Genomic DNA, 25,564 nt, shown 5'->3' with positions numbered 1-25,564 from the left:
GGCCTTGCCGTGGGGCGTTCTTGTATGCGTCTTCTGCCTGATCTCTGACGCAAATTCACGGCGAGAGGGGAGACATGGTTACTGAGTAACGGTGCAGGTTACACAGTCGGCAACAGCCACCACCTGAAGTCGCGCGGAAAGTTGCACGCAATGAAGAAGCGGCAACCCTCGTGTGGCGAGAGACAAGTCGATGCCTGCGCAGTTCACTGCAAACACCTACATCTTTCGTAGCATAAAGCATGACAAGCTGGTACTCGCGCACTTCAGCTATGCTAGTCTCAGTGCAGCGTTATGCACCTCAAATTACTGAAATATCAGCCATGTGGCAGTGGATAAGCCTGAAAATCGGCTTGTTTCACTCGCGATAAAAGCAAGGGGCTGGCCGGGATCGAGGTGCACGACGGCAAGACCAATAACAAGCCAGCAAAGGGAGTTTCAACATGACCATGATCAAGAAGTCGCTGACAGCGGCGGTCGCGACCGCAGGTCTTGGCCTGATGGGGATCTCCGGAGGCGCCAGCGCCGCCGAGCAGACCTTCGTAACCATCGGCACCGGCGGTGTAACAGGCGTTTACTATCCGGCTGGTGGTGCAATCTGCCGCTTGGTCAACCGTGGCAAGGCCGAACACGGCATTCGTTGCAGCGTCGAGTCCACGGGCGGTTCCGGCTACAACCTGAACAGCATCCGTACCGGCGAGTTGGACATGGGCGTTGCCCAGTCTGACGCGCATTACAATGCCTATGAAGGCAAGGGCGACTTCGAAGACTTCGGCCCTAACAAGGACCTGCGTTCATTGTTCTCCCTGCACCCGGAACCGTTCACTGTCGTTGCTCGCAAGGACAGCGGCGTGACCGAGTTCGACCAGCTGGAAGGCAAGCGCATGAACATCGGCAACCCGGGTTCCGGTCAGCGCTCGACCATCGACACTCTGCTGTCCTCGCAGGGCAAGGACACCAGCGTGTATTCCGTGGCCTCCGAGCTCAAGGCCTCCGAGATGTCTTCCGCACTGTGTGACAACAAGATCGACGGTTACGTCTACGTCGTGGGTCACCCGTCCGGTTCCATCAAGGAAGCGACCACTACCTGTGATGCGAACATCGTCAATGTCACCGGCGACGCCGTCACCAAGCTGGTCGAAGAGAAGCCTTACTTCTCCGTCGCGACCATCCCGGGTGGCATGTACCGCGGCAACGATGACGACGTGACCACCTTCGGTGTCCGCGCCACCATCGTCTCCAGTACCGAAGTCGAAGACCGCGTCGCCTACGAAGTGGTCAAGGCCGTGTTCGACAACTTCGATCAGTTCCAGCGCCTGCACCCGGCGTTCCAGGTCCTGAAGAAGGAAGAGATGGTCAATGCTTCCCTGACGGCGCCGCTGCATGATGGCGCCAAGCAGTACTACAAGGAAGCTGGCCTGCTGAGCGAGTGATATGCCCTGCGCGCCTCGCCTGCGAGGCGCCGTGCATCAACGCTCACCCTGCGCTCAAGGACCCGAGCACAGGGAATTCCCGGAGACCGCACTCGTTGCGGTCTCCGCGCTTGTGGAAAGTCTGCATTCCCGGCCGGCCACTTAGGCCGAGCAGGAAAGGGCCAAGCAGGAAAAGGCTGGGCAGGGATAGCGCAGCAGAGACACCCGCCGTCAGCGCGCCGCCAGGACTTGCCTGCGAGTGGCAAGTGGCGTGACGGCAGCCGCAGCATGGACAAGCGTGACCAGGCAAGGTCTCACGCTCGTCACGAGCCTAGCTCGCTGCCCGTTCAGGAAATCGTTCAGATAATTTGCGCCCTGATCGGGTGAATCAATGGAAACATCTGTCAGGCCGGACATACTGAAGACGTAACCAGCTTGATAAGCATGTGGTTGAGCAGGGCCTTCTGGTCGAGAAGGAAGGTGACCTGTCAGCCATCGCCTGACTCGCGTACCGGATCACAAAAATGACCAAAACCCAAACTGCAGCAACGTCTCAGGCGCCAGACGCCGAGACGCATCATGATGCTGAAGTCCTCGAGATGCTGGAGTCGGAAACCGGCGGCCGTCATCCCGTAGGCTTCGTGGGCCGCCACTTCATGTGGCTGATTCCACTGGCATGGTCGTTGTTTCAGCTTTACCACGCCTCGCCGCTGTCACTGCTCAATTCCGACACCGCGCGCGCCGTGCATCTCTGCTTTGCCATCTCGCTGGCCTTCGTGGCGTATCCGGCCTACAAGGGTGCACCGGCCAATCGTATTCCTCTCTATGACTGGGCCCTGGCGATCTTCGCCGTGGCGGGTGTCGCCTATGTGCTGATCTTCAGTGATGAACTGGCACGTCGCGCTGGCGCCTATACCACCGTGGACCTGGTGTTCTCGGGGATCGGCCTGGTCCTGCTGTTGGAAGCCACGCGGCGCGCACTCGGGCCGCCACTGGCGGTCGTCGCCAGCGTCTTTCTGCTCTACAGCCTGTTCGGCGCCTACATGCCCGACGTCATCGCGCATGCCGGGGCCAGCCTCAACAAGCTGCTCGGCCACCAGTGGCTGACCACGGAAGGGGTATTCGGGGTCGCGCTCGGCGTTTCCACCGACTTCGTATTCCTGTTCGTGCTGTTCGGTGCCTTGCTTGAGCGCGCAGGCGCCGGCAACTATTTCATCCGCATGGCCTTCTCCATGCTCGGCCACATGCGTGGCGGGCCGGCCAAGGCCGCCGTCGTCGCCTCTGGCTTGTCCGGCATCATCTCCGGCTCCTCCATCGCCAACGTCGTCACCACCGGCACCTTCACCATCCCGCTGATGAAGAAGGTCGGCTTCCCGGCCACCAAGGCGGGCGCCGTGGAAGTGGCCGCGTCCACCAATGGCCAGCTGACGCCGCCGATCATGGGCGCCGCGGCCTTCCTGATGGTCGAATACGTCGGCATTCCTTACCTTGACGTCATCAAGCATGCCTTGCTGCCGGCATTGATCTCCTACATCGCCCTGATCTACATCGTGCACCTGGAAGCGTGCAAGGCCGGCATGGAAGGCCTCAAGCGCACCCAGAAGACCAGCATGATCGCGACCTTGCTGACCTTCCTGACCGTTTTCATCGGCATGGGGATACTCACGCTGGTCGTCTACTACGGCATCGGCTGGATCAAGACCCTGGCGGGTGATGGCGCGGTCTGGATCGTGCTGCCGCTGCTGCTGGCCTCCTATGTGGCACTGATCGCCTATTCGGCACGCTTCCCGGAACTTGGGGAAGGCGATATCGATGTACTGCCGCCGGTCGGCCCGACCGTCAAGGTCGGTCTCTACTTCCTGCTGCCGGTCGTGGTACTGGTGTGGTGCCTGACCGTTGAACGCATGTCACCGGGGCTGTCGGCCTTCTGGGCCGTGTTGTTCATGATCTTCATCACCGTGACCCAGCGTCCGCTGGTGGCCATCTTCCGCAAGGAAGGCAATGTCGGTGGCGCCGCGCAACGCGGTGGCGAAGACCTCTTCCATGGCCTGGTGATCGGCGCCAAGAACATGATCGGTATCGGCGTGGCCACCGCGGCGGCAGGTATCGTCGTGGGCACCGTGACCCTGACCGGTCTGGGCCTCAAGATGACCGCCTTCGTCGAGTTCATCTCGGCCGGCAATCTGATGCTGATCCTGCTCTTCACCGCCGTGATCAGCCTGATCCTGGGCATGGGCCTGCCGACGACAGCCAACTACATCGTCGTCTCGACGCTGATGGCGCCGGTCATCGTCAATCTGGGCGCCGAAAACGGCCTGATCGTGCCACTGATCGCCGTGCACCTGTTCGTGTTCTACTTCGGGATATTGGCCGATGACACGCCACCGGTGGGGCTAGCCGCCTTCGCGGCGGCCGCGATCGCCAAGGCAGACCCGATCAAGACCGGTATCCAGGGTTTCACCTACGATATCCGCACCGCGATCCTGCCGTTCATGTTCATCTTCAATACCAACCTGTTGCTGATGAACATCGACAGCTACTGGCACCTGGCGATCACGGTGGCCTCGGCCGTCGCGGCGATGCTGGTCTTCGCGGCGGCGACGCAAGGCTACTGGCTGACGCGTACGCGCTGGTACGAGACCATCGGTCTGCTGCTGATCACCTTCACGCTGTTCCGTCCGGGTTACTGGTGGGACATGATCTATCCGCCGACCACCATGGCCGCGCCCCAGCAGATCGAGACGCTGATCGCCGAAGCGCCGGTGGACAGCAAGCTGCCGATTCACGTCTCGGGCATCAACCTGGATGGCGACGAGGTCTCCAAGACCGTGTTGCTGCCGGTTTCTGACGCCGAGAGTGGCGAAGCCCGCCTGACCGATGTCGGCCTGACGCTGGATATCAGCGACGAGCAGGTGCTGGTCAGCATGATCGAGTACGGCAGCGTGGCACAGCAGGCCGGCATCGATTTCGACTTCACCATCGATGGCATCCAGCAGAAAGCTGAGCGTCCGCCGAAGGAAATCGCCATGCTGCCGGCACTGGCATTGCTGTGGCTTATCGGCTTCCTGCAGGTACGTCGACGTCGCCAGCAACCCGCCGCTGCCTGACGACGAAGGGCTATCCGAGCGACAAGATAGCGCTTGAGAGAATCACCCCTCACGACGGATGCCGTGAGGGGATAAACAAAAGCCGCCCCCGAGATTCTCGGTGGGCGGCTTTTTCATGCCTGCGGCGCGGCTGGCTCTCTCTGCTACAGGTTGGCGCTGCTCAGCATGCTGCTGTCAGGCACCAGGCAAGAGGGCATTTCATGAGGGAGCCACAGTATGCGCCTGCCTTGCGTGACCTGTCTGCAAGGCTAGCGTGAAATCTGAACGCGTTTTTGCAACACGATCGACATATTCATCATGCTAGCTTCAAGGGGCACACTCCAACGGAAGGCATGTCGCCAATGGTAAGAGTCGAGAAGCAGTCCCGTCGTCTGTACGTCCTCGATACCAACGTGCTGATCCACGACCCCTCAGCCCTGTTCCAGTTTGACGAGCATGATGTCGTCATTCCGATGACAGTGCTGGAGGAGCTGGACAAGCACAAGAATGGCAACAAGGAGATTGCCCATACCGCCCGCCAGATCAGCCGTACGCTGTCCGATCTCACCGCGGATGTCACACCTCAGGAAATCCTGCGTGGAATTCCGCTCCCGCCTTCCATGAATGGCGCGGGCAACCTTCACTTCCTCTCCGGCCATGTCGATCAGAGCGACGCCTGTGCCGACAATCGCATACTCGCCGAGACTCGCAGCCTGTCCGCACGCTGTCAGGACGCCTCGGTCATCCTGGTGACCAAGGACATCAACCTGCGCATCAAGGCCGCCGCCCTGGGCATGGCGGTGGAAGACTATCTGACGGATCGCGCCTTCACCGACAGCGACGCCATGATCGAGGGCGTCAAGCTCTTCCATGAGGCCGGCCACGACGGCCAGGGCGTCTGGGATGACATGCAGGTCGATGTCACCGTCACGCGCGAGCATCATCGCACCTTCTATGAGCTGTCAGGTCAGATGCCCAAGGACTGGTACCCGGGCATGCTGATCGCGGATTGCGATGGGGATGATGGCGCCAGCTTCGAGGCCATCGTGCGCGAGCTGGAGCACGACTATGCACGCCTGGAAGTACTGCAGAACTATCGCAACGAGCGCAGCGCCTGGGGGGTGAATGCCCATGACAGTCGCCAGAACTTCGCCCTCAATCTGCTGATGGACGACAGCGTCGACATGGTGTCGATCGCGGGCAGTGCAGGCACCGGCAAGACCTACATGACGCTGGCTGCCGCATTCGAGCAGACGCTGGAGAAGAAGCGTTTCGAGCGCATCATCTTCACCCGCGCACCGATCGCGATGGGCGAAGAGATCGGCTTTCTGCCTGGTACCGAAGAAGAGAAGATGTCACCGTGGATGGGGGCCTTCCACGACAATATGGACAACCTGCTGCGCAAGGAGGGTGAAGGCACCAGCGCCTGGAACGAGGAGGCCACGCGCGCCTGGATCGGCAATCGTGTCCAGATTCGCTCACCGTCCTTCATGCGTGGCCGCACGCTTAGCGACACCTTCCTGATCATCGATGAAGCCCAGAACCTGACACCCAAGCAGCTCAAGGGCCTGCTGACACGGGCGGGCGCCAACACCAAGGTGGTACTGTTGGGCAACGTGGGCCAGATAGACACACCTTATCTGACCGCCAACACCTGTGGCCTTGCGGTGGCAGTGCAGCGCTTCAGCTCATGGCCGCATGCCAGTCACGTGACACTCAAGTGCGTCGAGCGCTCACGTCTGGCGCTGGTCGCGGAAGAGCTGTTGTGAGTGGTTCGTCACACTTTCGACAACCTGTTAGCCACACGATGGTGTCGTCATCACGACACTGACGACTCTGACATTACAGGCTCGGCATCAAGAAGTGTTATCACGAGAATGAGACCACGACAGCACTGACAGAAAACGCCGCCCATCTGGGCGGCGTTTTCGTGTGCATTGCGTCAAGTCAGCCACGGTAATCACGCCACAAGTGCGTGGCAATCACTCGACAAGGCTTTCAGCATACGAAGGGCGGCAAGGGCGCAAAGGCCAGGCGTTCCTTGAGCAGCTTGTTCTCATGTGTCAGCTGCCCGAGCTGGGCCTCCAGGCGTGAGTATTCAGCAGAGGAGTGCTCCAGCTGCGCACGCATGTCCTTGAGCTCCGTCTCGCGCTGCTGGCGAGCCGATGTCTCTTCAAAGCGGCGACGCTCTTCTTCCTGCAGCTGCTTGCGTTGCTCGGCCGCCTGGGCATCGAGACGCTCGACGCGCTTCTCGAGCTGCTCCTGGCGGCGTCGATGCTGCTTGTCGAGCTCGCTCTTCTCAAGGCGCGCATCATCCAGCATCTTCATCAGGCGCGTTTCACTGGCCTCATGACGCGCCTCTTCCTGCGCAAGGCGTTCCTTCCACTCGCTTTCCTGCGCCTGAATCGCCTGTTGATGGCGCCCATGGTCCACTTCGCGCGTGCGTTCCATGGCCGCGATGTCTTCCTGGGCCAGGGCCAGACGCTTTTCGAGCTTGTCCTGCAGCTGCTGCCAATGTTCCTGCTCATTGGTCAATGTCGCCAGGGCCTGCACGCGCTCTTCAAGTCGCGCCTGCACCTGGGCCAATTGCTCGGACAGGGCGCTGAGTCGCTGTTCGGCATCTTCCGCGCGGCGCTGTGCCTGCGCTTCGGCTTCACGCGCCTCGACGGTCTGCTTGTCCGCTTCCTGGCGATAGTGCACCAGACTTTCATTGGCCAGTGACTGCGCCTCCTTCCAGACCGTGGCCAGAGTCTCGGTGAGACTGTCGGGCATCGCCTGGCTCAGCGGCTCATCACGCTTCTCGGCGCGCCGCTGTCGCCAGTCACGCAGATGATCGCTGATGGTGGTGAAGCTGCCGGTCCCCAGCACTTCACGAATCTTCTGCACGCTCGGGGCTTCGCCCCGCGCCATCAGTGACTCGATGGCTCGTTGTACATCCTCGTACTGGACGCCAGTGCGCGCCATGGGAATCTCCGTCCGTAGTCTGTCATTGATACGTCGTCAGTCGTTGCTGCTTGACCGCCATTACGCCACGAAGCGCGGCCAACTACCACTCTCCAGCAAGCACTCTCATAACGTAAAGGCAGCGGATGAGCCGCGTAATCTGAAAGAGCGTCACCATAGATGACGCTCGCCTTCTTCTGTCGTCAGCCTGGCGCCCATCTTAACGATATTTTCTGACAAGATAAAGATAATTACATATTGCGTAATACGTAATTTACGATACGAGCAGATTTATAAATTCATGATTACGCGCCTTATCTTGAATTATGATGACCATAACGTCACAATCAGCCCCGAGGACAGGGCAAGCTTGGTCAGAACAGGGAAGTACAGAGCAGGAAGGGGCAGACAAGAGAAGGGCAGGGGCGCCACAGGGGCGCCACAGGAGCGGCGCACGCCTGACATGACGCGCCAGACGGGCAATATACAGCCAAGATGCTGCAAGGGGAGTTGATCGGTGGAAAAAAGCATGCATGACGGCATCACGGCGCTGGTCGGGCATCTCGAGGGCGAGCTATCCAGAGTGCAGCGGCATGCCCAGCTGACGACCACTGATGATCGCTCACTGATTCGCGCCCGCACCGATGTCGAGGCTGTGGCCGCTTGGCTCAACGAGTATCGTCACAGCGCTCAGACGCTGCGTGCCTATCGCAAGGAGGCGGAGCGCCTGCTGCTATGGCTCAAGGCTGAGGGAGAGCAGGGCAGAGAAGCCACCCTGGCCAGTCTGGATCGCGAACGACTCGAGCACTTCGAGGCGTTTCTGGCTGATCCTCAACCAGCAGAGGTCTGGATCGGCAGCGTACGTGCCCGCAGGCACCCGCAGTGGCGTCCCTTTCGTGGCCCGCTGGCCCCCGCCAGCCGCCGTCAGAGCTTGGTGATCCTGCAGGGCATGTATGCCTGGCTGATCGAGGCCGGCTACCTGTCACGCAATCCCTTTCGTCTGATGCGCGACAAGCGTCGCATGGACAACCGCACGCTGCGCATCGAACGCTATCTCGAGCGCCCGCTATGGGACTGGTTGTGGGGGCGTATCGAAGCGCATTGCGATGAGCTCACACCGACCGGCGCTTCACCTGAGGACGAGGTGTCCCGCGAGCGCTTCATGGCCGAGCGCCAGCGCTTTCTGTTCGCATTCGCGTATTTAATGGCGCCACGCATCGCGGAAATGGCCGCCGCAAGGATGGGCGATATCGTCAAGCGAGAAGGCCAGTGGTGGTGGCGGGTGATCGGCAAGGGCGCCAAGCTGGCCGAGATCCCGCTGCCGCCGCCGATGCTCGAAGCGCTGGTTCGCTGGCGACGCCTGCGCGGGCTCAGTGATCTGCCGCAGGCACTGCCCGCCGATGAGTTGCTGCCGCTGCTGGTACGCCTGGATGGCACGACGCCGCTCGGCGACAATCAGCTCTACCGCTTGATCAAGCAGACTTTTACCCAGGCTGCGCATGACATGCGCCAGCGAATCCAGAGCCCCGGCGATGCCAGTGAGCTGATGGCGCGCACCCTCGACCAGGCAAGCCCTCACTGGCTACGCCACACCGCGATCACCCATCAGGCCCAGGCCGGGGTGGAACTGCGCTTTCTGTCGCGCTCCGCCAGACACTCGCGACTGGATACGACATCACGCTATCTGCACGCCGAGGACAGCGAGTGGCAGCAACAGATGGCCAGACATTCGCTGGCGAGGCCAGGCCATCCGCCTGAGGCACCAGAATACGACCCATGAGCGCTGTCACACACGCTCAGGCCCGAGGCGTCGTGCGTCCGGCGAGGTCAGGCGTTATCATGGCGACAGCGTATCTTCAGACACTTTGCAGTGACATCATCGGGAGTCAGCATGAGCGACGCGCAACAAGCGCAGGCGGAACTGGTCGAGGAATTCAGCTTCTTCGACAACTGGATGGACCGCTATCAGTACATCATCGACATGGGCAAGGCGCTGCCGGAGTATCCGGAGGCATTGAAAGGCCCTGAGACCAAGATCGACGGCTGCCAGTCCAACGTCTGGATTCACCCCGAAGTGCGTGGCGAAGGCAGCGAGCAGCGCCTGCATTTCCAGGCGACTTCGGACGCCGCCATCGTGGCAGGCCTGATCGCCGTGGTGTTGCGCATCTACAACGACCGGACTCCGCAGGAAATCGTCGCCACCCAGCCGACCTTCCTCAATGAGCTCGGCCTCGACAAGCACCTGTCGCCGACGCGCTCCAACGGCCTGCATGCGATGCTCAAGCGCATCTACGGTGTGGCCGAGCTTCACGCCAACGCCTGAGGCCTGAGGCCTGATGCCCAGGCCCGATACTTCAGGACCAGGCCGACACGAGTAACGCAAGACGCCCGCCATTCCAGCCTCGAGATTTCGAGCGGAATGGCGGGCGTCTTTTTTGGGTTCTTTCTCAAGAACTTCTCAGGGTATTGTCAGGCGGTTCAGCAGGGCGTCTTCGTGCTCTCAGCGATGCTCGCGCACCTCCAGTACATGCGTCATGGCCTGATGCTGACCATCCCAGACGTAGCGCAGGTGCGGCCCCTGAATGGGGATGCTGACCGCCGGCGGGCGCAGGATGGCAGCGCACTCGGCACTTGCATCCACCTGAGCGTGGCGCACGCTGGGGTAGAGCAGACCAAAGCTGCCAGCTTCTCTCAACCTGGCGGCAAAGGCCTGGCCAGCGGGGTAGCTGGCCATATCTGGCTGACAGAGAGCGTCATGGCCCTCGCGAATGTCATGCAGTGGCTGTGTCACGCGATTGACGTAACTGCGCATGGTCATTTCCTGACTGGGCTGCGCGGTATCTGCCAGAAAGCGCGCCATGTGGAAGCGGGTCTCACTGATCGCGGTATCCAGCGTACTGGCGCAATAATAGACCCCGAAACTGCCATCAGTGAAGCGCGAGGCACGCCCGATGTGCGTGAAGGCCGCCATCACCGGCGTGGAACCCGGCCCGCTGATGCGGTCTTGCGGCGCGACGCGACTCAGCTCGCCGGCTTCTTCGCGCAGACGATCATTGGTCAGCGCCTCGATGGCAAACGCCATCTCCAGCTCATCAGGCTCGAGAATGTCCTCGAATACCGAAATGGGCGGGAAGGCGCTGGAGATCACGCGCCAGGCGTTCTGCCAGTCCGGCAGCGTCAAGGCGGGCAGAGCAGAGTCATCGGCATGCTTGCCTTCGATCGTCCATTCGCTCATCCACGCACTCCGTCGAGATAACGACGAGTGTCGGCCAGCGAGACCACTTGCCCGGCCAGCATGTAGTCCAGCGCACTCTGGCCATTGAAGGGCGCCGCACGATTGGGGCGCCGCACCCATTCATGGGCCATCTCGGGCGTATTGCTGAACAGGATGCGCAGAGCCTTGTGGATCCCCATCACGTAGGAGATACGCTCCAAGGTGTCGTTGGGCAGGCGCACTTCCGGCAGCTTGCGGTACTTGTGGTAGGTGGTGGTGCCGATGCCCCCCAGCAGCACGCGCTGATCCGCCGCGCTGCACTGCCACTTCTCCATGATGTTGAAGAAGGACTTGAGGGCAACGCGGCCCGCACCGGGGCTGGTAGGAGACACACGATCGAGGGCGGCTGCGGTGGACATGACATTCTCCTGCTGACTGACGATGACGTCACAGCTGACGCCATACATATGTGAATAATAACATAAAAACACTTCACATGCGCACAGGTATCCGCAAGTCTCACCCGCCCGCAGAATACGCGGCCCAGTCACTCACCCCGGTCACTCACAAGGTATACACCCTCAGGGCCTGGGCGCGTCGTCCTGATCATGCTTGTCACAGCAGCTGGCAGATGACGGGCGATCCTTGCGCGGTGGTACGGGGTCCACGCCACCCGGCCCGCCCAGTGGGTGGCAGCGTGACAGACGCCTGGCCGTGAGCCAGCACCCCTTGAGGGGGCCGTGCACCTTGATGGCCTCCAGCCCATAACTGGAGCAGGAGGGATAGAAGCGACAGCGCGGCCCCAGCAGTGGGCTGAGCACCAGCTGATAGCCGCGCAGCAAGCCGGTCAGCAGGCGCGTCATGACCGACGTCATGCCGCGCCTGAGGAAATGGCGACGTTCAGGCGTTGCCATACAGGGTGTTCGGATCAATGATCGGTGCATCGGTAATCTCGGCACCTTCCGCATCCAGGCGCCAGTAGAAACAGCTCTTGCGACCGGTATGGCAGGCAGGGCCTGTCTGATCGACCTTGACCAGCAGGGTGTCGCCATCACAGTCCAGATGTGTACTGACAAGCTTCTGCTGTTGGCCCGAGCTCTCGCCCTTGCGCCACAGCTTGCTGCGCGAGCGAGAGAAGTAGCACACGCGACCGGTGGAGAGCGTTTCGCGCAGGGCTTCGGCGTTCATCCACGCCATCATCAGTATCTCGCCGCTGTCGTGCTGTTGCGCGATGGCGGGAATCAGACCGTCGCCATTCCAGGGCAATGCGGCGATCAGCATCTCCAGCGCGACCTTCTCGCCGACGTCGGCATTCTCCAGCGACTTGAGCAGTCCATCCTGAGCCATTGAGGGTGTTTCCTTGCAGAGTCCATATCGAAGCCCCGGCAGTGTCATGTCACGCTGGCCGGGACTCACGCAGTATCAGTGTCACAAGCCGCGAATCAGCGACGAAGCCCGCCACGGGCGCTACGCCAGATGAGCGACAGCAGGTAGGCGACACCGGCCACCAGCACGATGGTCGCGCCGGCGGGCAGGTCGAACTGCCAGGAGAGCGCCAGCCCGCCGGTGGTGAAGGCCATGGCCGCCAGGCTCGCGATCACGATCATCATGCCCAGTGAGCGCGCATGATGGCCGGCAAGCGCGGCAGGCAAGGACAGCAAGGCCAGCACCATGATCAACCCTACCGCCTGCAGCAGCAGCACGACGGTGATCGCCACCATTACCAGCAGCAACAGGTAGAGCGTCTTGACCGGGACGCCCCGCAGACGCGCGAACTCTTCATCGAAGATCACCGCTGTCAGCGGGCGATGCACCAGCAACAGCACCAGCGCTAGACCTCCCACCATCCAGGCGAGGGTGCCGATGGCATCCGCGGGCACCAGCAGCAGATTGCCGAACAGGTAGCTCATCAGGTCGACCTTGTATCCCGGAGTCTGGCTGATGAACAGGATACCGGTGGCCATGCCGATGGCCCACAGCGCGCCGATGACGGTGTCTTCCTGGTCAAAGCCCTTGAGGCTGATGTAACCGATCAGCAAGGCGGCGAGAATGGCGCTGATGAAGGCGCCGACCAGCGGGCTTGCGCCAATGAAGTAAGCGATCCCCATGCCGGCAAGCACGGTATGGGCGATACCCCCGGCCAGATAGCCGATGCGGCGCACCACGACATAGGGGCCGACCAGACCGGCCGCAAGACTGGCCAGCAGGCCGGCGAAGAGGGCGTTCTGGAGAAAATCCTGGCTGCCCAGGGCGGTGATGAAATTCATGTAATGTAAGCCTAGAGCGCAGAGCGGGCGACGTGAAGGAAGTGAAACAGGCCAGACGGACAGTCACCGGCCGCGACATCAGTGATGGTGATGGATCATCTGGACGTTTTCACCATAGAGCCGCTCGATCGATTCAGCGGTGAGCGTCTCGGTGTCATGGACGATCATCTTGCGGTTGAGGCAAGCCACTCGATCGACGTAGTCGCTGATGAAGCCGAGATCGTGACTGATCACCACCACGCTCATGCGGTTGGCCAGGCGATTGAACAGCTCGAACAGAGAGCGCTCGCCGTCGCTGTCGACACTCGCGGTGGGCTCATCAAGCAGCAGCAACTGAGGCTCGGCCGCCAGGGCGCGGGCGATCAGTACACGCTGCAGCTGGCCGCCGGAGAGGGCATCGATATGCCGACGGCGCAGATGACTGATTCCGACTTCTTCAAGCACTGCACCGATCGCCTCACGGTCCGCTCGTGGCCAGGGGCCCCACTGACGACGACGCCCCTGACGCCCCATCAGCACGACATCCTCTACACGGATGGGAAAGCGCTTCACGAAGTTGGCAAACTGCGGCACATAGCCGATATGGCGCGCGGCGGCATGGGGCGTGCGCCCCAGCACGCGGACGCAGCCAGCCGCCGGTTTGTGAAGACCGAGTATCAGCTTGAGCAGCGTACTCTTGCCACCACCGTTGGGCCCGATCAGTCCCACTATCTCGCGTGCGCCGACCTGAAAGTCGACATCGTCGAGAATAAGCTGCTCGCCATACCGGAAGGTCACGCCGCGAATATCAATGGCATCCGGTGCATCTGCCGGCACCGGGCGAAAGACCGGTCCGACACTGCGCCCGGTGGCTGACGCCTCCGGATGGCTGTCCGTGCGCGGGGGCGCGACGGAGATGGGGCTGACCATGACGTAAGGTACCTCGTTGCAACGCAGACGGGCGCATGAGCGCCCGTCTGACTTTTCGATGGGGCAGGGCATTGTGCAAGATCAGACGCCATGCGCAATACCCGATCGGCAATTACTGGCTGTCAGTCAACTCGAACCCCGCCTTCAAGGCTTCGGTGGCGTGCTTCAAGTTGTCGAGATAGTCCTCTGCCAGCGGGTCCAGCACGGCCACTTCGGCCTCCAGGGAGCTGGCGATCCGCTTGGCCGCCGTCTGGGAGAACTGCCCCGAGACGAAGATGGTGCCAATGTTCTCATCCTTGGCACGCGTGATCAGCGTGGCCATCTCGCGCGGCGTGGGCTCACGGCCACTGACCTCAATGGCATGCTGCTCGAGCGAGTAGCGGTCCGCGAAGTAGCCAAAGCTGGGATGGAAGATCAGGAAGTTGCGGCCCTTGTAGGGCGCCAGCGTCTGAGCGATCTGCGCATCCAGCTCGCTCAGGGTCTTGAGCAGACGCTGCTCATTGGCATCGATCTCGCTGGCATGCTGTGGCAGGCGTGCCTCGAGCACCTCGGCGGCACGCTCGACCACGGTCTGCATGCGCTGCGGGTCCAGCCAGAGGTGGGGGTCGGCTTCGCCGAGGTCCTCATCCTCGTCATGCTGGGCACCATGCTCCTGGTAATCAGCGTGCTCATCGTGGTGCTCGTCATGATGTTCTTCGTGACCTTCGTGCTCGCCGTGGGCCTCATGATCCGCATGCTCGTCGTGATGCTCATCGTGCCCATCATGGTCGGCATGGTCGTCGGTGTGATCATCATCGTGATGCGCGTCGTGATGCTCATCATGCTCTTGCTCATGAGCTTCATCATGACCGTGGTCATGCGCCTCACCACTGCCGAAGTGGCGTGTATTGAGACCCTCTTCCAGGTGCACGACCTGCATCTCGGCGTTGTTCTTCACCAGGCGCGGCAACCACACCTGCTCGAAGGGCACACCGATGGCGAGATAGAGCGGAACCGTCGACAGCTCGGCCACCTGGCGCGGGGTCGGGTCGTAGGCGTGCGGGCTGTCGCCCGGCTTGACCAGCGTGATGACCTCGACATGCTCACCGGCCAGCTGATCGACCATCCACGCGATGGGCGGCACGCTGACGGCCACATGCAGAGAGGCGCTGTCCTGGGCGTGGGCGGCAGGCGTCGCGAAGGCGGCAAGCGCGCCCAGCACACTCAGCGGCAGGGCACGCGCAGCCCGCGGACCCAGCGTGCGCTGGACCCGGGACAGCAGCTTTTCACACAACACTTGGCGAGACGCCAGGGGAGAGCCCGCATGCATACTCATGACACCACTTCCTTTGCTAGTGATCACGGCATGATGCGGGCAGGGCGTGCCGAGAACCGGCACGCCAGGACCGCCATCAGCCGCGGTTGAACGAGAGTCGCTGGCCGTTGGCCACCGGATTGACGGTCTTGCCGTCATAGGCTTTCACGCCGTTGACGAAGGTCGCATCGATACGCGCCTTGAAGGTCACGCCATCGAAGGGGCTCCAGCCACACTTGTAGAGCACGTTGTCACGCGTGACGCTGGTCTCGCCATTGAGGTCGACCAGCACGAGGTCAGCGAAGGCCCCTTCACGGATATAGCCGCGATCGACGATGGAGAAGCGATCCGCCACGTTGTGGCTGGTCTTCTGCACCAGGGTCGCCAGGTCATAGATGCCGTCCTGTACCTGATCGAGCAGTGACAGCAGGGCATGCTGCACCAGCGGCAGGCCGGAAGGCGCCTTGAAGTACGGGTTCTGCTTCTCTTCCCAGGTATGCGGTGCGTGATCGGTGGCGATGATATCGATACGGCCATCCATCACGGCAGCGCGCAGGGCGGCGCGGTCTTCAGCGGTCTTCACTGCCGGATTGCACTTGATCAGGCTGCCACGGGTGTCGTAATCGGCGTCGCTGAACCACAGGTGGTGCGCGCAGACTTCGGCGGTGATCTGCTTGCCCTTCATCGGGCCGGCCTTGAACAGCGCCATTTCCTCGGCGGTGGTCAGGTGCAGGACATGCAGCTGGGTACCGTTGCGGGTCGCCAGGTCGATCGCCAGACGCGAGCTCTTGATACAGGCTTCGCGCGAGCGGATCAGGCCGTGTTCGGAGAAGGGCACGTCTTCCCCGAAACGCTCACGCCAGCGCGCCTCGTTCTCGAGAATCATCGGCGTGTCTTCGCAATGCGTGACGATGGGCGTCGGGGCATGCTTGAAGATGCCTTCGAGAATCTCCGGATCATCGACCAGCATGTTGCCGGTAGAGGCGCCCATGAAGATCTTGATGCCGCAGGTCTGGTTCGGATCCAGCGTCTTGATCGCTTCCAGGTTGTCGTTGCTGGCACCCAGATAGAAGGCGTGGTTGGCATGGGCACGACCGGCCGCCACGGCAAACTTGGCTTCCAGTGCATCGCTGTCCAGGGTCGCCGGCTTGACGTTGGGCATGTCGAAGAAGGTGGTGATCCCTCCGGCCACGGCAGCAGCAGACTCGGTGGCGATGTTGCCCTTGGCGGTCAGGCCCGGCTCACGGAAGTGCACTTGATCATCGATCATGCCCGGCAGCAGATGGCGGCCGGCGGCATCAATCACTTCACGTGCATCGAGGTGAGACAGGTCGCTGCCGATGGCGTGTATACGCCCGTCCTTGATGCCCACATCCTGAGTGGAAATGGTGCCTTCATTGACGACTTGCGCCTGTGAGATGCGGATGTCCAGCATGTGACGTCCTCCGTGGGAAGCAAATGTTATATCGTATCAAAAGCGCTCGCAAGCGCCGTTCACTGAGCGTTTTCTGCCATGGCAGCTGCTTGAGAGGTGCAATCCTGGCAACGCCCCTCGAGTTCGATGGTCTGGCGTTCGATCGAGAAACCATGGCGATCGGCGCTGGCGACAAGCCGGGTGCCGAGATCGTCATCATGCATTTCCTCGACACGACCGCAGCCGCGGCAGATCAACAGCTGAAAGCCGTGCTGATGTTCCGGGCAGTGGCAGGCAAGGTAGGCATTGAGTGATTCGATGCGATGGACGAGGCCCTGTTCGAGCAGGAAGTCCAGTGCACGATAGATCGTGGGAGGGCGGGCAGCGCCATGTTCCTTGGCGAGCTGATCCAGCAGGTCATACGCCTTGAGTGCGCCATGACTGGTCGCGATCATTTCCAGTACACGTCGCCGAATCGGCGTAAATCGCACACCGCGCGCCAGACATTGACGTTCGGCCTGGTCGATCAGCGAAAGTGGCTCTGGCATGAAGAATCCTGAGTGTCGTGAATCCCGGATGTCAAAAGGCGTCAAGCGCGATGAGGGCAAGTGCGTCAGCGCGCAGCCTGAATGACCAGATGCTTATTCTAGGGCAAATGGGCCATGACGGGCCACCGGCAAAGGCTTCGGGGCTGCTTGAGTCACACAAAGGCAACGCACGGCGCGGAGCCGACATGAAAGCGTGGACAAGCGATCATTATGATATAACATAACAATTATCGCTTTCTGGTCGCGGTGATAGACCCACGACCATCCCTGACAGGAGGAATTCATGGCCCAGTTCGAGGCGCTGCACCCACCCCTTCACACACGGCCCGAGCCACGCCTGACAGCCAGTTCGTCACCTTCGACCCTCGCGTCGGCGCCAAGGCCTGTGGCTCATTGGCATATCGGGCACGAGGCACGTGACCTGGGGGCGATCTTCGAACCCCATATCAGTCTGGCCGTGATGCAGCGCCGCATCGATGCGGCATTGAAAATGGCGGTGAAGGCCCAGTCCTCGGGTGCCTACCCGCTGCGCATGCGCTGGCGCGGCCCTATCAGTGACCTGCGTGAGGCGCTGGAGCGCTACCTTCCCGCACCGGATGCCGGGGCTACACTGATAGAGGATATCCGTGTGCTGGGTGAGGCCATGGGCGAGCTCTTCCAGGTCAAGGATATCGGCATGCGACTGGAGATGACCCAGAGCGCCATGTGCCCGCGCTTTCATGTCGACCGCATCCCCGTTAGATTGGTGACTACCTACGATGGCCCGGGCACCCAGTGGCTGCCGGAACATGCCGCCGACAGAATGGCACTGGGCCATGGCCAACCAGGACATCAGGACATCTGCCTGGCCCCCGGCGAGATACATGAGCTGCGCCCGGGCAGCCTGGCGTTGCTCAAGGGAGAGTGCTGGCCGGGCAACGAAGGGCGAGGGCTGATCCATCGCTCGCCTGTGGTGCCCAATGGTAGCCGCCTGATGTTAAGCATGGACCCCGGCTAAGCTGAGGCTCGGTGAGACAGCAAACAGAAACACCCCGCCTTGGCGGGGTGTTTCTGTCTTTCCAGACGCTGGAACGCTCGATCAATCAAACCATCGGCCAGCAGGCGAGTCGATCGGCAACCTGGTGGAACCGGGATCAATCGGCGATGGGCGCCATGCCGACATTGGCGACGTCTTCCTTGCTTCGCGAGAAATGCTTGCGCGCAAAGGCGACACGCTCGGCGACCGGCACACCGTCGGGCTGACGCTCGATCAGCTCGAGCCGCTTGCGCAGGCCCTCGCCATTGGCCATCTGGATGGCCAGCCCCGGACGGGCGTTGAGCTCCAGAAGCATCGGGCCATGGCGACGATCCAGCACCATGTCGGTGCCCAGATACCCAAGCCCCGTCATCTCGTAACAGCCGGCAGCCAGCTCGAGCAGGGTGTCCCACTGCGGTACCTTAAGCGAGAAGATATCGTGCCCGGTATCGGGGTGCGCGAACTGCGGGCGATCGTACTGCACACCGCGTACCGCCCAGCCACTGCCGATATCCAGCCCGACACCGACCGCGCCTTGGTGAAGATTGGCCTTGCCATCCGAGGCCGCCGTCGACAGGCGCATCATCGCCATCACAGGATAGCCCTTGAAGACGATGACACGAATGTCCGGCACACCCTCATAGGTGAACTCGGCGAAGGCCTGATCAAAGGAAATCAAGCCTTCGACCAGTGCCACATCCGGTGAGCCACCCAGCGAATAGAGCCCTGACAGGATATTGGAGACGTGGCGCTCCATGTCGGCACGCGTGATGCGCGCGCCGCTGGGCTTCACATACTCTTCGCCATCATGGTGCTCGATGACGAGGATCCCCTTGCCGCCTGAGCCCTTGGCCGGCTTGATCACGAAACCTGCGTGATCGCGCACCATGTCGACGACGCGCTCGACCTCGAACTGGCTGGCGACCTTGCCGATCATCTCCGGCGAGGCCAGGCCATACTTCTGACACAGCAACTTGGTCTGCAGCTTGTCATCGACCAGCGGATAGAGGCGGCGGTCGTTGTATTTCGAGATATACCCGATGTTGCGGCGATTCATGCCGACAACCCCCCGGGCGCGCAAGGCGCCCGGCGTGGTCCAGTTGCGCGACCAGCGATTCAGCCATGACGAGAGCATCTCAATCCTCCGTCAGCGGCTTGAAACGGCGCAATTCCAGCAGGCGATAGCCGGTGTAGTTGCCGAGCAGCAGGATGAAGGCCATCAGCACCAGTTGCAGACCGAGGAAGTTGAAGGTCAGGTGACGCACCCACGGATTGTTCATCGCCAGATAGGCCAGTACGGCGGTCAGAAGGCTGCCACCACCTTGCTTGAGCACTTCCTTGGGGCCTTCCTCTTCCCACAGGATCGACATGCGCTCGACGGTCCACGACAGGATGATCATCGGGAAGAAGGTGATGGTCAGGCCGGCGTTCAGGCCGAAGCGATAGGCGAGCACCGAGAAGATGGAGATGATCGCGATTACCGTGATGATCACCACCGAGACCCTCGCCACCAGCAGCAGATTGAGCCGCGACAGGTAGCTGCGGATCACCAGGCCCGTCGCGACGATCAGCAGGAAACCGATCAAGCCGGTCACCAGGCTTGTCTGGATGAAGGCGAGGGCGATCAATACCGGCATGAAGGTACCGGAGGTCTTGAGGCCGACCAGCACACGCAGCAGCACCACGACCAGCGCGCCGATCGGGATCAGCAGGATGGTCTTGAACAGCGCCTGTTCTTCCAGTGGCAAGGAGTGGATCGAGAAGTTGAGCAGCTCGTCATTGGCCAGCTTATTGCGCACCGCGACGGCCGCCGGCTCGTTGTGACGGATCATCGAGAAGCTGACACGGGAATTCACGCCACCTTCGACTTCCAGCATCGGCGCGCCACGACCTTCCCACAGCAGCAGATTGTCCGGCTCACCTTGCTTTCCGGTTTCCGGGTTGATCAGCACCCAGTCGGTGTTGATGTCTTCAGCAGCGGCGGCATCGACCTCCATCGCCTCGTTGCCTTGCGGCGTTTCGGCGAAGACCTGCAGCCAGGACGAGACCGTCTGGCGACGACGACCGTCTTCCAGGCTCAGGCCGCTGACCAGACGCGCACTGACACCGGCCTCATTGAGCAGGCGCAGCATGAGCTCGGGACGCTCGAACTGGGTCAGCAGCAGGCGCGCATTCTCGCCCTGACGCTGATTGTCGAACTGCTTGATCAACTCGCGGGCGAAGGTGAAGGAATCGGCACTGCGCTCACGGGCCTGATCGATGACCTGGGCTGCGGCGGTATCATAGGGACGCTCCCAGGAGACTTCCTGAGGGGCCGGCAGACGCTTGATGGCCGCAGGCGTCGCATTGTCGGACTCCAGCATGGTCACGGTGTAATACAGCAGCTGCGAGCCTGCCGCTTCACGGATCGACCATTCGGCACGACGGCCCGGCAGGTCATCCAGATAGGATAGCCCGAAGCCCGAGGACGCCGTGTTCTCGGTCAGAACGCTGTAGCCTTTCTGGTTTTCCGGCAGCGCCAGCGACGCCTTGACCGGGCCGCCAGTGGCCGTGAAGGCCACCTGGGCTTCGATATCCCACACTTTCTGCTGTGCACCGGGCACCCAGGGCACATCGAACGAAATATGGCGATAGGCGGTCAGGCCTACACCGATCAGCATCAACAGGCCGACCAGAAGATAGAAAGCAAAACGCGACATGGGAGTCCTTGAAATGTCTTGAGCAGTCATGATGGCTCGGTGGCGCACCGAGCCATGTCAGGCAGCGAAGCCGGGCAGAGGAGACAGGAGGGCGCTTGCCACTCAGTCGCGATTGCCTTCGTTCGGGTCCTCGTCCTTGGCCGCTTCGTTACTGGGTGCACTGCCCGGGTATTCCGGGCGTGCATTGATGAAGGTACGGCTGACGTCCACCGCAGCGATGTCCATCATGAAGCGACGGCCCAGCAATACCGGATAGGTGAGATCACGACGATCATTGAGGGTGAACTCGACCTTCTGCTTGATGTCACCCAGTGTCATCAGCAGGCTGACGACAGGACGCTCTTCGCGACCGGAGGCCTGGATGATGGTCACCGTGCGGCTGACCTGGGCCTCGACCCACTTGTCCCGATCACCTGACACGAAATACTTGCCGTCATCCCGCAGTGCGAGCTTGAACTTGACCCATTTGGCGCCGTCGCGCTCGAATTCGGTGATATCACGTGCCGACAGCGACGAGGTGTTGGCCCCGGTGTCGATACGTGCCTTGAAATAGCTATTGATGGTGGGGAAGCCGACCCACTCGACACGCCCAAGCAAGGTCTTGTCGAGGATGGGGTTGTCGGTCACGGCCTTGCAGGCTTCCACGGCCTGCGGCTGTGGGGGCTGTTCCATCTCGGCATGGATCTGACGCAGCTGACTGCCGACCTCTCGCACGTCACGACGCAGAGAGCGGCTCAGTGCCTGCTGGTCGGCAAGTTGCTGCTGTTGGACATTGCATTGTCCTGCCAGCTGTTCCTGCAGGGCATCGATGCGCTGTGAAAAGGCATCTGGCGTCAATACCGGTTTCTGCGGTTGCGGTTGTGCCGGGACGCAGCCGGCCATGACGACGACACTGGTCAAGGTAACAGGCAATAGCAGCTTGCGGATCAGCATAGGGGAGAAGGTTCCTGTTCAGCCTTGCTGCCGCTCTACAACCTGTGTGAACGGCAGACATAATTCTTGTCCATCGTCAGTCAGTTAGCACACTGACTCGACGATGCCTGGGTATTCCCTTGTATAGCTTGGGCGTTCTAGCACCGAAGCGTTACTGGGGGCGATCATACGTAGCCCGAATGGTGACTGTCCATGTTTCAGCACCTGACGCCGAGCCATTTCCTGCGATTCACCAACGTAGCGATCACTTTCTGTCGCCAGTCGAGGACAGACCACACAAGGTCCCACCAGTCGTGGGTCAGAGCCGCTGTCAGCCGGCAGGAGATATAACGCCAGCTTGGCTTGCGTCGCCTTCAGGTGACGAAAACCTTGATGGAATCCACCCTCCAGACAGGAGCAGCCTTCGCGGCAAGTTGCACAGCCAGACCTCACTGTTTGCGCATTGTTCAGGGTGTCACCGTAGCGTCAGCACGGAATCACCGCATTGCAACGACACGCTCTGGGATGAGAACACGCCGACATAGCGAGCCAGACTGTCGCCAAACTGATCTAATGGAAGCCACTCAGCAAAAGATAGGCGAAAAGATAGGCGGGAACGTCGACTGACTCCATCGACTGACTTTAATCGCAAGCAGAACCTGAGATTCACAAGCAGCTATGCAGAAACTGTCATGCACGCGGAAGAGGTCAGGTGCCTGAAGATCGACGCTCAAGCATTGACTTACACAGCCCGGATGAACAAGGCACCGACGTACACAGCTTGAGCACGCTCACGAAACATCGCATTTAACATAATATATATTATACGAACTACAAGATGTGCGGATTCATGAGTAATCCTGGGCGCCCGTATGGTCAGTTGCTTTGGTCCATCAGGTCAGGTCTATCAGGTCGAGTCGTCGGGCCAAGTCCAGCGAGTTGAACCTATCGCTTGCATCAGCGACGGCAAGGATCACGATCCACTTGAGCTCGCACCAGGCACTCCGAGCCATTTTGACAGAGTCCGTGTGTAAACAGCCCGATAGCCCAAGAGCGCGAAAAAACTTATCCTTGATAGAATTAACGCACAAGTGTTGTAGAATAATCCGGGTCACATGTGACCCACACCGCTCATCTAGTCACTCAACCTTGCCGCGCGCCGTGATGACTCACGCGTCGGCGCGAATCGGAGTCAGCGATGCCCTCCTTCCCGTCCTGTCTGTCAGCTAGCGCTGGATTCATGCACAACGGCATTCGACACCTTCGGCGCATCAGCGGCCGCGCAGCAGTGTTGATCATGGCAGCGGGATTGTCAGCCTGTAGCGGGCCTCAGATAGAGGATTACGCGGGCAGCAGCCCTGAACTTCGCATCGATGACTACTTCCTAGGCCACACGCGTGGCTGGGGCATGGTACAGGATTACCGTGGTGAGGTAACGCGGCGGTTCGTGGTCGATGTCATCGGCAGCATGCAAGGCAACCAGCTGATTCTTGAGGAAGACTTCGTCTATGCCGATGGCGAGTCACAACACCGCCGCTGGACCTTTACCCCTGCGGGTGATCGCCAATGGATCGGTCGAGCGGCGGATGTTACGGGCGAAGCGACAGCGACGACCCGCGGTAATGCCTTGCGCATGAACTACGTGCTTCAAGTACCGATCGACGACAGTACTTGGGAGTTCAGCATGGATGACTGGATGTATCTGCAACCGGACGGCCGCATCCTGAACCGGACTTCGATGCGCAAACTGGGTCTCGAAGCCGCTAATATCACCCTGGCATTTCAGCGTTGTCCCTGTGACTCACCAGCATCTGAGCCGAAATGACAGCTCTTGCGCGGCAATAACTGGAGCCCTTAATGGCTCCAGTCCTTGATAAGCGCCAGCATCTGAAAGCCTAGCCATCATGTGTCGGAGGATTTGTCAGCTTGCGGCTCAAGAGAGCTTTCCACCCTAGCCTTCCATTTACCGTAATCTTCATCTGGCGCCATCGGCTCTCCGAAAGCGTATCCCTGCAATTGATCAAAGCCCAGATCAACCATTGCCTGGCGCTGGCGTGAGTGTTCGATGCCAACTGCGATCGCGGATATATCCAGGGCATGCAATGCCGCCGTCCAGGCTTTCAATAGACGCCCCTGACGCGTATCGGTCTGCAACAGACTGATCCAGCGAGGATGCAGTTTCACGCTAGCAATGGGCAGCATGCTTAACAGACGCAGGCTGTCATGCTCAGGGCCGAAACGATCGACACAGAAGCTGATGCCGTCATTGGCCAGGGATTTCATCGCCGAGACCAAAGGCTCAGGCGTCGCGACAAAACTCTCGACACCGCTGATATCAAGGCGAAGGCAATCTCCCTTGAGTCTGTAGAGGCGAAGAACGCGCCGCAGAACATCCATATACTCGGCTTCAACGAGACGCGACGCCGTTACGTTCAACGACAGCGGCAACACGGTAGCACCCTCCTCCCTAGTCGAAACCCAATGGCTCAGCAAAGCGCAACTTCTGCGCAAGACCCAGATATCAAGCTCCTCATCTAGCCCCGCGTGTTTGGCGATGCGCAGCATCTGATGGGGTGTGATCCAGCGATCCTTGTCCTGCCAGCGCAGTAGCACTTCCTGACCACTGAGGCTTTGACGGCCAGCAGTAACGATGGGCTGCAGGTGGATGCAAAGCTCATTGTCGCGCAGCGCCTGGGCAAAGCGGTTGTTCATCTCCAAGCGCAGATTGAGATTGTCAGTAAGATCTGCGAACTGAACGCTCTTATCTTTCGGCGCCCACTCACTAGCACAATCAAGCTCCTCTTCCACCACGTCGACCAGTTCCGCCCCTGACATATCATCGCTGATGAAGGTGCCTGCTCCGATCAGTAAATCAGGTCGGGTGTTGGCGGAGAGATGCAATAGCCAAGGTTGTTCCACGAAACGATGCCAGCGCATGCCATGTAAGGCCTGGTCACGAGGTAACAAAATCATCAGGGTATCTTCGCTGATGCGCCCCTTGAGTAGGCTCTCATCATCGAAGTTTTCATTGAGCTGGTGGGGCAATGATTGCAATACGCCTTCGTAAAAATCGACACCCTGCTGCCTGCGCAGTCTTTCAGCATTTTGCAACTTAATCAGAATGACTTGTATCGGCCCTTGGCTTGCATATTCTTCTAGCCAAGCAGCCATTTTGTGAAGAAAGCGCCTACGCAGGCTGTAGCCGGTAATGGGATCGATATTGGCTTGCAGGGTGGCGCGTGCGCGTTCTGCCAGCAGCGCATCACGCTGGATTAGCTCATTCTCGACCAACAGTGCACAACGCTCCAGCCGCTTCAGCTGGGCCGTATCCAGTTCACGGGGCTCATGATCGATCAGACACAGTGTCCCCAGCGGCAGGCCGCTGCTATCACGCAGCACGGCACCCGCATAGAAGCAGACATGCGGTGGCCCTGTCACCAGGGCGTTATCAAAGAAGCGCTCATCCTGACGCGCATCATTGACGATCAGAAAGTGCTCTTCATGCAGCGCGTGGGCACAGAAAGCGAGATCCCTGTCCGTCTGCCGTGCATCCAGCCCACAATGGGCCTTGAACCACTGGCGGTCTTCGTCCACCAATGACACAAGGCAGATGGGCACATCAAAGATATCGGCGACCAGTCGCGTCAGATCGTCATAGCGTTTTTCATGGTCACTATCCAATACATGCAGCGAATGCAGGCTATTGAGGCGCTCTTCTTCACGCGGATGAGGTGCCGCCGGCCTGAAGCCGGGCCGGCCACCCGGCGCGAGGGTCGTCTTTGCAGCGGAATCTGCCATGGCATACTGCCTCGTTGGTGCTTCTATGAGATATAACCGCATGTTCGTACTTGAGC

21 protein-coding genes are annotated in these 25,564 nt (G+C 60.6%); 7 read left to right on the top strand and 14 right to left on the bottom strand.

What is annotated here, in order from left to right:
• The first annotated feature begins 446 nt into the window (after nucleotides 1-446).
• The 3 genes from QQF40_RS07180 to QQF40_RS07170 all read left to right on the top strand — a co-directional run bounded on the left by QQF40_RS07180 (nucleotide 447) and on the right by QQF40_RS07170 (nucleotide 6,264).
• Complete coding sequence (locus QQF40_RS07180; RefSeq protein ID WP_253064046.1) at nucleotides 447-1,430, top strand: TAXI family TRAP transporter solute-binding subunit; 984 nt, start codon at nucleotides 447-449, stop codon at nucleotides 1,428-1,430.
• Nucleotides 1,431-1,933: 503 nt separating this feature from the next.
• On the top strand, nucleotides 1,934-4,516 hold the full coding sequence (locus QQF40_RS07175; protein ID WP_285460842.1) for a TRAP transporter permease: 2,583 nt from the start codon (nucleotides 1,934-1,936) through the stop codon (nucleotides 4,514-4,516).
• 341 nt (nucleotides 4,517-4,857) lie between these two features.
• Nucleotides 4,858-6,264, top strand: a complete 1,407-nt coding sequence (locus QQF40_RS07170; protein WP_043334244.1) for a PhoH family protein — start codon at nucleotides 4,858-4,860, stop codon at nucleotides 6,262-6,264.
• 229 nt (nucleotides 6,265-6,493) lie between these two features.
• On the opposite strand, the gene QQF40_RS07165 is transcribed toward QQF40_RS07170, so the two are convergent.
• Entirely contained in the window at nucleotides 6,494-7,459 is a 966-nt protein-coding gene (locus tag QQF40_RS07165; protein ID WP_285460841.1) for a DNA-binding protein, read from the bottom strand.
• 508 nt (nucleotides 7,460-7,967) lie between these two features.
• On the opposite strand from QQF40_RS07165, the gene QQF40_RS07160 reads away from it, so the two are divergent.
• Both QQF40_RS07160 and QQF40_RS07155 read left to right on the top strand, forming a co-directional pair.
• Nucleotides 7,968-9,218, top strand: coding sequence for a tyrosine-type recombinase/integrase (locus QQF40_RS07160; RefSeq protein WP_285460840.1), 1,251 nt, complete (start codon nucleotides 7,968-7,970; stop codon nucleotides 9,216-9,218).
• 111 nt (nucleotides 9,219-9,329) lie between these two features.
• Nucleotides 9,330-9,761, top strand: coding sequence for a SufE family protein (locus tag QQF40_RS07155; RefSeq protein WP_054556665.1), 432 nt, complete (start codon nucleotides 9,330-9,332; stop codon nucleotides 9,759-9,761).
• Nucleotides 9,762-9,938: 177 nt separating this feature from the next.
• On the opposite strand, the gene QQF40_RS07150 is transcribed toward QQF40_RS07155, so the two are convergent.
• The 9 genes from QQF40_RS07150 to QQF40_RS07110 form a co-directional block, all read right to left on the bottom strand.
• Nucleotides 9,939-10,673 carry an RES family NAD+ phosphorylase gene (locus QQF40_RS07150; RefSeq protein ID WP_285460839.1) on the bottom strand — a complete coding sequence of 245 codons (735 nt, stop codon included), beginning with the start codon at nucleotides 10,671-10,673 and terminating at the stop codon, nucleotides 9,939-9,941.
• Nucleotides 10,670-11,071 (bottom strand): MbcA/ParS/Xre antitoxin family protein, encoded by a 402-nt coding sequence (locus QQF40_RS07145; RefSeq protein WP_176677103.1) that lies wholly within the window; start codon nucleotides 11,069-11,071, stop codon nucleotides 10,670-10,672. The genes QQF40_RS07150 and QQF40_RS07145 overlap by 4 nt, the downstream gene beginning before the upstream one ends.
• 162 nt (nucleotides 11,072-11,233) lie before the next feature.
• The gene (yidD, locus tag QQF40_RS07140) at nucleotides 11,234-11,515 is read right to left on the bottom strand and encodes a membrane protein insertion efficiency factor YidD (RefSeq protein WP_285460838.1); all 282 of its coding nucleotides are present in this window, start codon (nucleotides 11,513-11,515) and stop codon (nucleotides 11,234-11,236) included.
• 37 nt (nucleotides 11,516-11,552) lie between these two features.
• On the bottom strand, nucleotides 11,553-11,999 hold the full coding sequence (gene hisI / locus QQF40_RS07135; protein WP_285460837.1) for a phosphoribosyl-AMP cyclohydrolase: 447 nt from the start codon (nucleotides 11,997-11,999) through the stop codon (nucleotides 11,553-11,555).
• Between the two features lie 95 nt (nucleotides 12,000-12,094).
• On the bottom strand, nucleotides 12,095-12,919 hold the full coding sequence (locus QQF40_RS07130; protein WP_285460836.1) for a metal ABC transporter permease: 825 nt from the start codon (nucleotides 12,917-12,919) through the stop codon (nucleotides 12,095-12,097).
• 78 nt (nucleotides 12,920-12,997) lie between these two features.
• On the bottom strand, nucleotides 12,998-13,828 hold the full coding sequence (locus tag QQF40_RS07125; RefSeq protein ID WP_285460835.1) for a metal ABC transporter ATP-binding protein: 831 nt from the start codon (nucleotides 13,826-13,828) through the stop codon (nucleotides 12,998-13,000).
• Nucleotides 13,829-13,940: 112 nt separating this feature from the next.
• On the bottom strand, nucleotides 13,941-15,143 hold the full coding sequence (locus QQF40_RS07120; protein WP_285460834.1) for a metal ABC transporter solute-binding protein, Zn/Mn family: 1,203 nt from the start codon (nucleotides 15,141-15,143) through the stop codon (nucleotides 13,941-13,943).
• A 76-nt stretch (nucleotides 15,144-15,219) separates the two neighbouring features.
• Complete coding sequence (locus QQF40_RS07115; RefSeq protein WP_107334788.1) at nucleotides 15,220-16,557, bottom strand: dihydroorotase; 1,338 nt, start codon at nucleotides 16,555-16,557, stop codon at nucleotides 15,220-15,222.
• A 59-nt stretch (nucleotides 16,558-16,616) separates the two neighbouring features.
• On the bottom strand, nucleotides 16,617-17,084 hold the full coding sequence (locus QQF40_RS07110) for a Fur family transcriptional regulator (protein WP_043334236.1): 468 nt from the start codon (nucleotides 17,082-17,084) through the stop codon (nucleotides 16,617-16,619).
• A gap of 283 nt (nucleotides 17,085-17,367) precedes the next feature.
• Between QQF40_RS07110 and QQF40_RS07105 the strand changes: the two genes are divergently transcribed.
• Complete coding sequence (locus QQF40_RS07105) at nucleotides 17,368-18,081, top strand: DUF1826 domain-containing protein (protein WP_285460833.1); 714 nt, start codon at nucleotides 17,368-17,370, stop codon at nucleotides 18,079-18,081.
• Nucleotides 18,082-18,217: 136 nt separating this feature from the next.
• Here the strand turns inward: QQF40_RS07105 and QQF40_RS07100 are convergent, their stop codons facing one another.
• The 3 genes from QQF40_RS07100 to QQF40_RS07090 all read right to left on the bottom strand — a co-directional run bounded on the left by QQF40_RS07100 (nucleotide 18,218) and on the right by QQF40_RS07090 (nucleotide 21,731).
• A complete protein-coding gene (locus tag QQF40_RS07100; RefSeq protein ID WP_043334235.1) occupies nucleotides 18,218-19,234 on the bottom strand; it encodes an alpha-L-glutamate ligase-like protein in 1,017 nt (338 codons plus the stop codon).
• Nucleotide 19,235: 1 nt separating this feature from the next.
• Entirely contained in the window at nucleotides 19,236-20,798 is a 1,563-nt protein-coding gene (locus QQF40_RS07095; protein WP_285460832.1) for an inactive transglutaminase family protein, read from the bottom strand.
• A gap of 102 nt (nucleotides 20,799-20,900) precedes the next feature.
• Entirely contained in the window at nucleotides 20,901-21,731 is an 831-nt protein-coding gene (locus tag QQF40_RS07090) for an ATP-dependent zinc protease family protein (protein WP_285460831.1), read from the bottom strand.
• A gap of 1,219 nt (nucleotides 21,732-22,950) precedes the next feature.
• Here QQF40_RS07090 and QQF40_RS07085 point away from each other — a divergent pair.
• Entirely contained in the window at nucleotides 22,951-23,535 is a 585-nt protein-coding gene (locus QQF40_RS07085) for a DUF3833 domain-containing protein (protein WP_285460830.1), read from the top strand.
• 77 nt (nucleotides 23,536-23,612) lie between these two features.
• Here QQF40_RS07085 and QQF40_RS07080 read toward each other — a convergent pair whose 3' ends face one another.
• Nucleotides 23,613-25,508, bottom strand: coding sequence for an EAL domain-containing protein (locus QQF40_RS07080; protein ID WP_285460829.1), 1,896 nt, complete (start codon nucleotides 25,506-25,508; stop codon nucleotides 23,613-23,615).
• Nucleotides 25,509-25,564: the final 56 nt, after the last annotated feature.

Source organism: Cobetia sp. LC6, assembly GCF_030264805.1.
Classification (GTDB): Bacteria; Pseudomonadota; Gammaproteobacteria; order Pseudomonadales; family Halomonadaceae; genus Cobetia.
This window is presented reverse-complemented; position numbering and strand designations above follow the sequence as displayed.

Excerpts from the sequence above, each read along its gene's own strand:
- QQF40_RS07085 (WP_285460830.1), top strand. The coding sequence starts at position 22,951 with ATGCACAACGGCATTCGACACCTTCGGCGCATCAGCGGCCGCGCAGCA.
- QQF40_RS07170 (WP_043334244.1), top strand. The coding sequence starts at position 4,858 with ATGGTAAGAGTCGAGAAGCAGTCCCGTCGTCTGTACGTCCTCGATACC.
- QQF40_RS07080 (WP_285460829.1), bottom strand. The coding sequence starts at position 25,508 with ATGGCAGATTCCGCTGCAAAGACGACCCTCGCGCCGGGTGGCCGGCCC.
- QQF40_RS07145 (WP_176677103.1), bottom strand. The coding sequence starts at position 11,071 with ATGTCCACCGCAGCCGCCCTCGATCGTGTGTCTCCTACCAGCCCCGGT.
- QQF40_RS07110 (WP_043334236.1), bottom strand. The coding sequence starts at position 17,084 with ATGCCAGAGCCACTTTCGCTGATCGACCAGGCCGAACGTCAATGTCTG.
- QQF40_RS07125 (WP_285460835.1), bottom strand. The coding sequence starts at position 13,828 with ATGGTCAGCCCCATCTCCGTCGCGCCCCCGCGCACGGACAGCCATCCG.
- QQF40_RS07100 (WP_043334235.1), bottom strand. The coding sequence starts at position 19,234 with ATGCTCTCGTCATGGCTGAATCGCTGGTCGCGCAACTGGACCACGCCG.
- QQF40_RS07115 (WP_107334788.1), bottom strand. The coding sequence starts at position 16,557 with ATGCTGGACATCCGCATCTCACAGGCGCAAGTCGTCAATGAAGGCACC.
- QQF40_RS07180 (WP_253064046.1), top strand. The coding sequence starts at position 447 with ATGATCAAGAAGTCGCTGACAGCGGCGGTCGCGACCGCAGGTCTTGGC.
- QQF40_RS07105 (WP_285460833.1), top strand. The coding sequence starts at position 17,368 with ATGGCCCAGTTCGAGGCGCTGCACCCACCCCTTCACACACGGCCCGAG.
- QQF40_RS07165 (WP_285460841.1), bottom strand. The coding sequence starts at position 7,459 with ATGGCGCGCACTGGCGTCCAGTACGAGGATGTACAACGAGCCATCGAG.
- hisI (WP_285460837.1), bottom strand. The coding sequence starts at position 11,999 with ATGGCTCAGGATGGACTGCTCAAGTCGCTGGAGAATGCCGACGTCGGC.
- QQF40_RS07160 (WP_285460840.1), top strand. The coding sequence starts at position 7,968 with ATGCATGACGGCATCACGGCGCTGGTCGGGCATCTCGAGGGCGAGCTA.
- QQF40_RS07095 (WP_285460832.1), bottom strand. The coding sequence starts at position 20,798 with ATGTCGCGTTTTGCTTTCTATCTTCTGGTCGGCCTGTTGATGCTGATC.
- QQF40_RS07150 (WP_285460839.1), bottom strand. The coding sequence starts at position 10,673 with ATGAGCGAATGGACGATCGAAGGCAAGCATGCCGATGACTCTGCTCTG.
- yidD (WP_285460838.1), bottom strand. The coding sequence starts at position 11,515 with ATGACGCGCCTGCTGACCGGCTTGCTGCGCGGCTATCAGCTGGTGCTC.
- QQF40_RS07130 (WP_285460836.1), bottom strand. The coding sequence starts at position 12,919 with ATGAATTTCATCACCGCCCTGGGCAGCCAGGATTTTCTCCAGAACGCC.
- QQF40_RS07155 (WP_054556665.1), top strand. The coding sequence starts at position 9,330 with ATGAGCGACGCGCAACAAGCGCAGGCGGAACTGGTCGAGGAATTCAGC.
- QQF40_RS07090 (WP_285460831.1), bottom strand. The coding sequence starts at position 21,731 with ATGCTGATCCGCAAGCTGCTATTGCCTGTTACCTTGACCAGTGTCGTC.
- QQF40_RS07175 (WP_285460842.1), top strand. The coding sequence starts at position 1,934 with ATGACCAAAACCCAAACTGCAGCAACGTCTCAGGCGCCAGACGCCGAG.
- QQF40_RS07120 (WP_285460834.1), bottom strand. The coding sequence starts at position 15,143 with ATGAGTATGCATGCGGGCTCTCCCCTGGCGTCTCGCCAAGTGTTGTGT.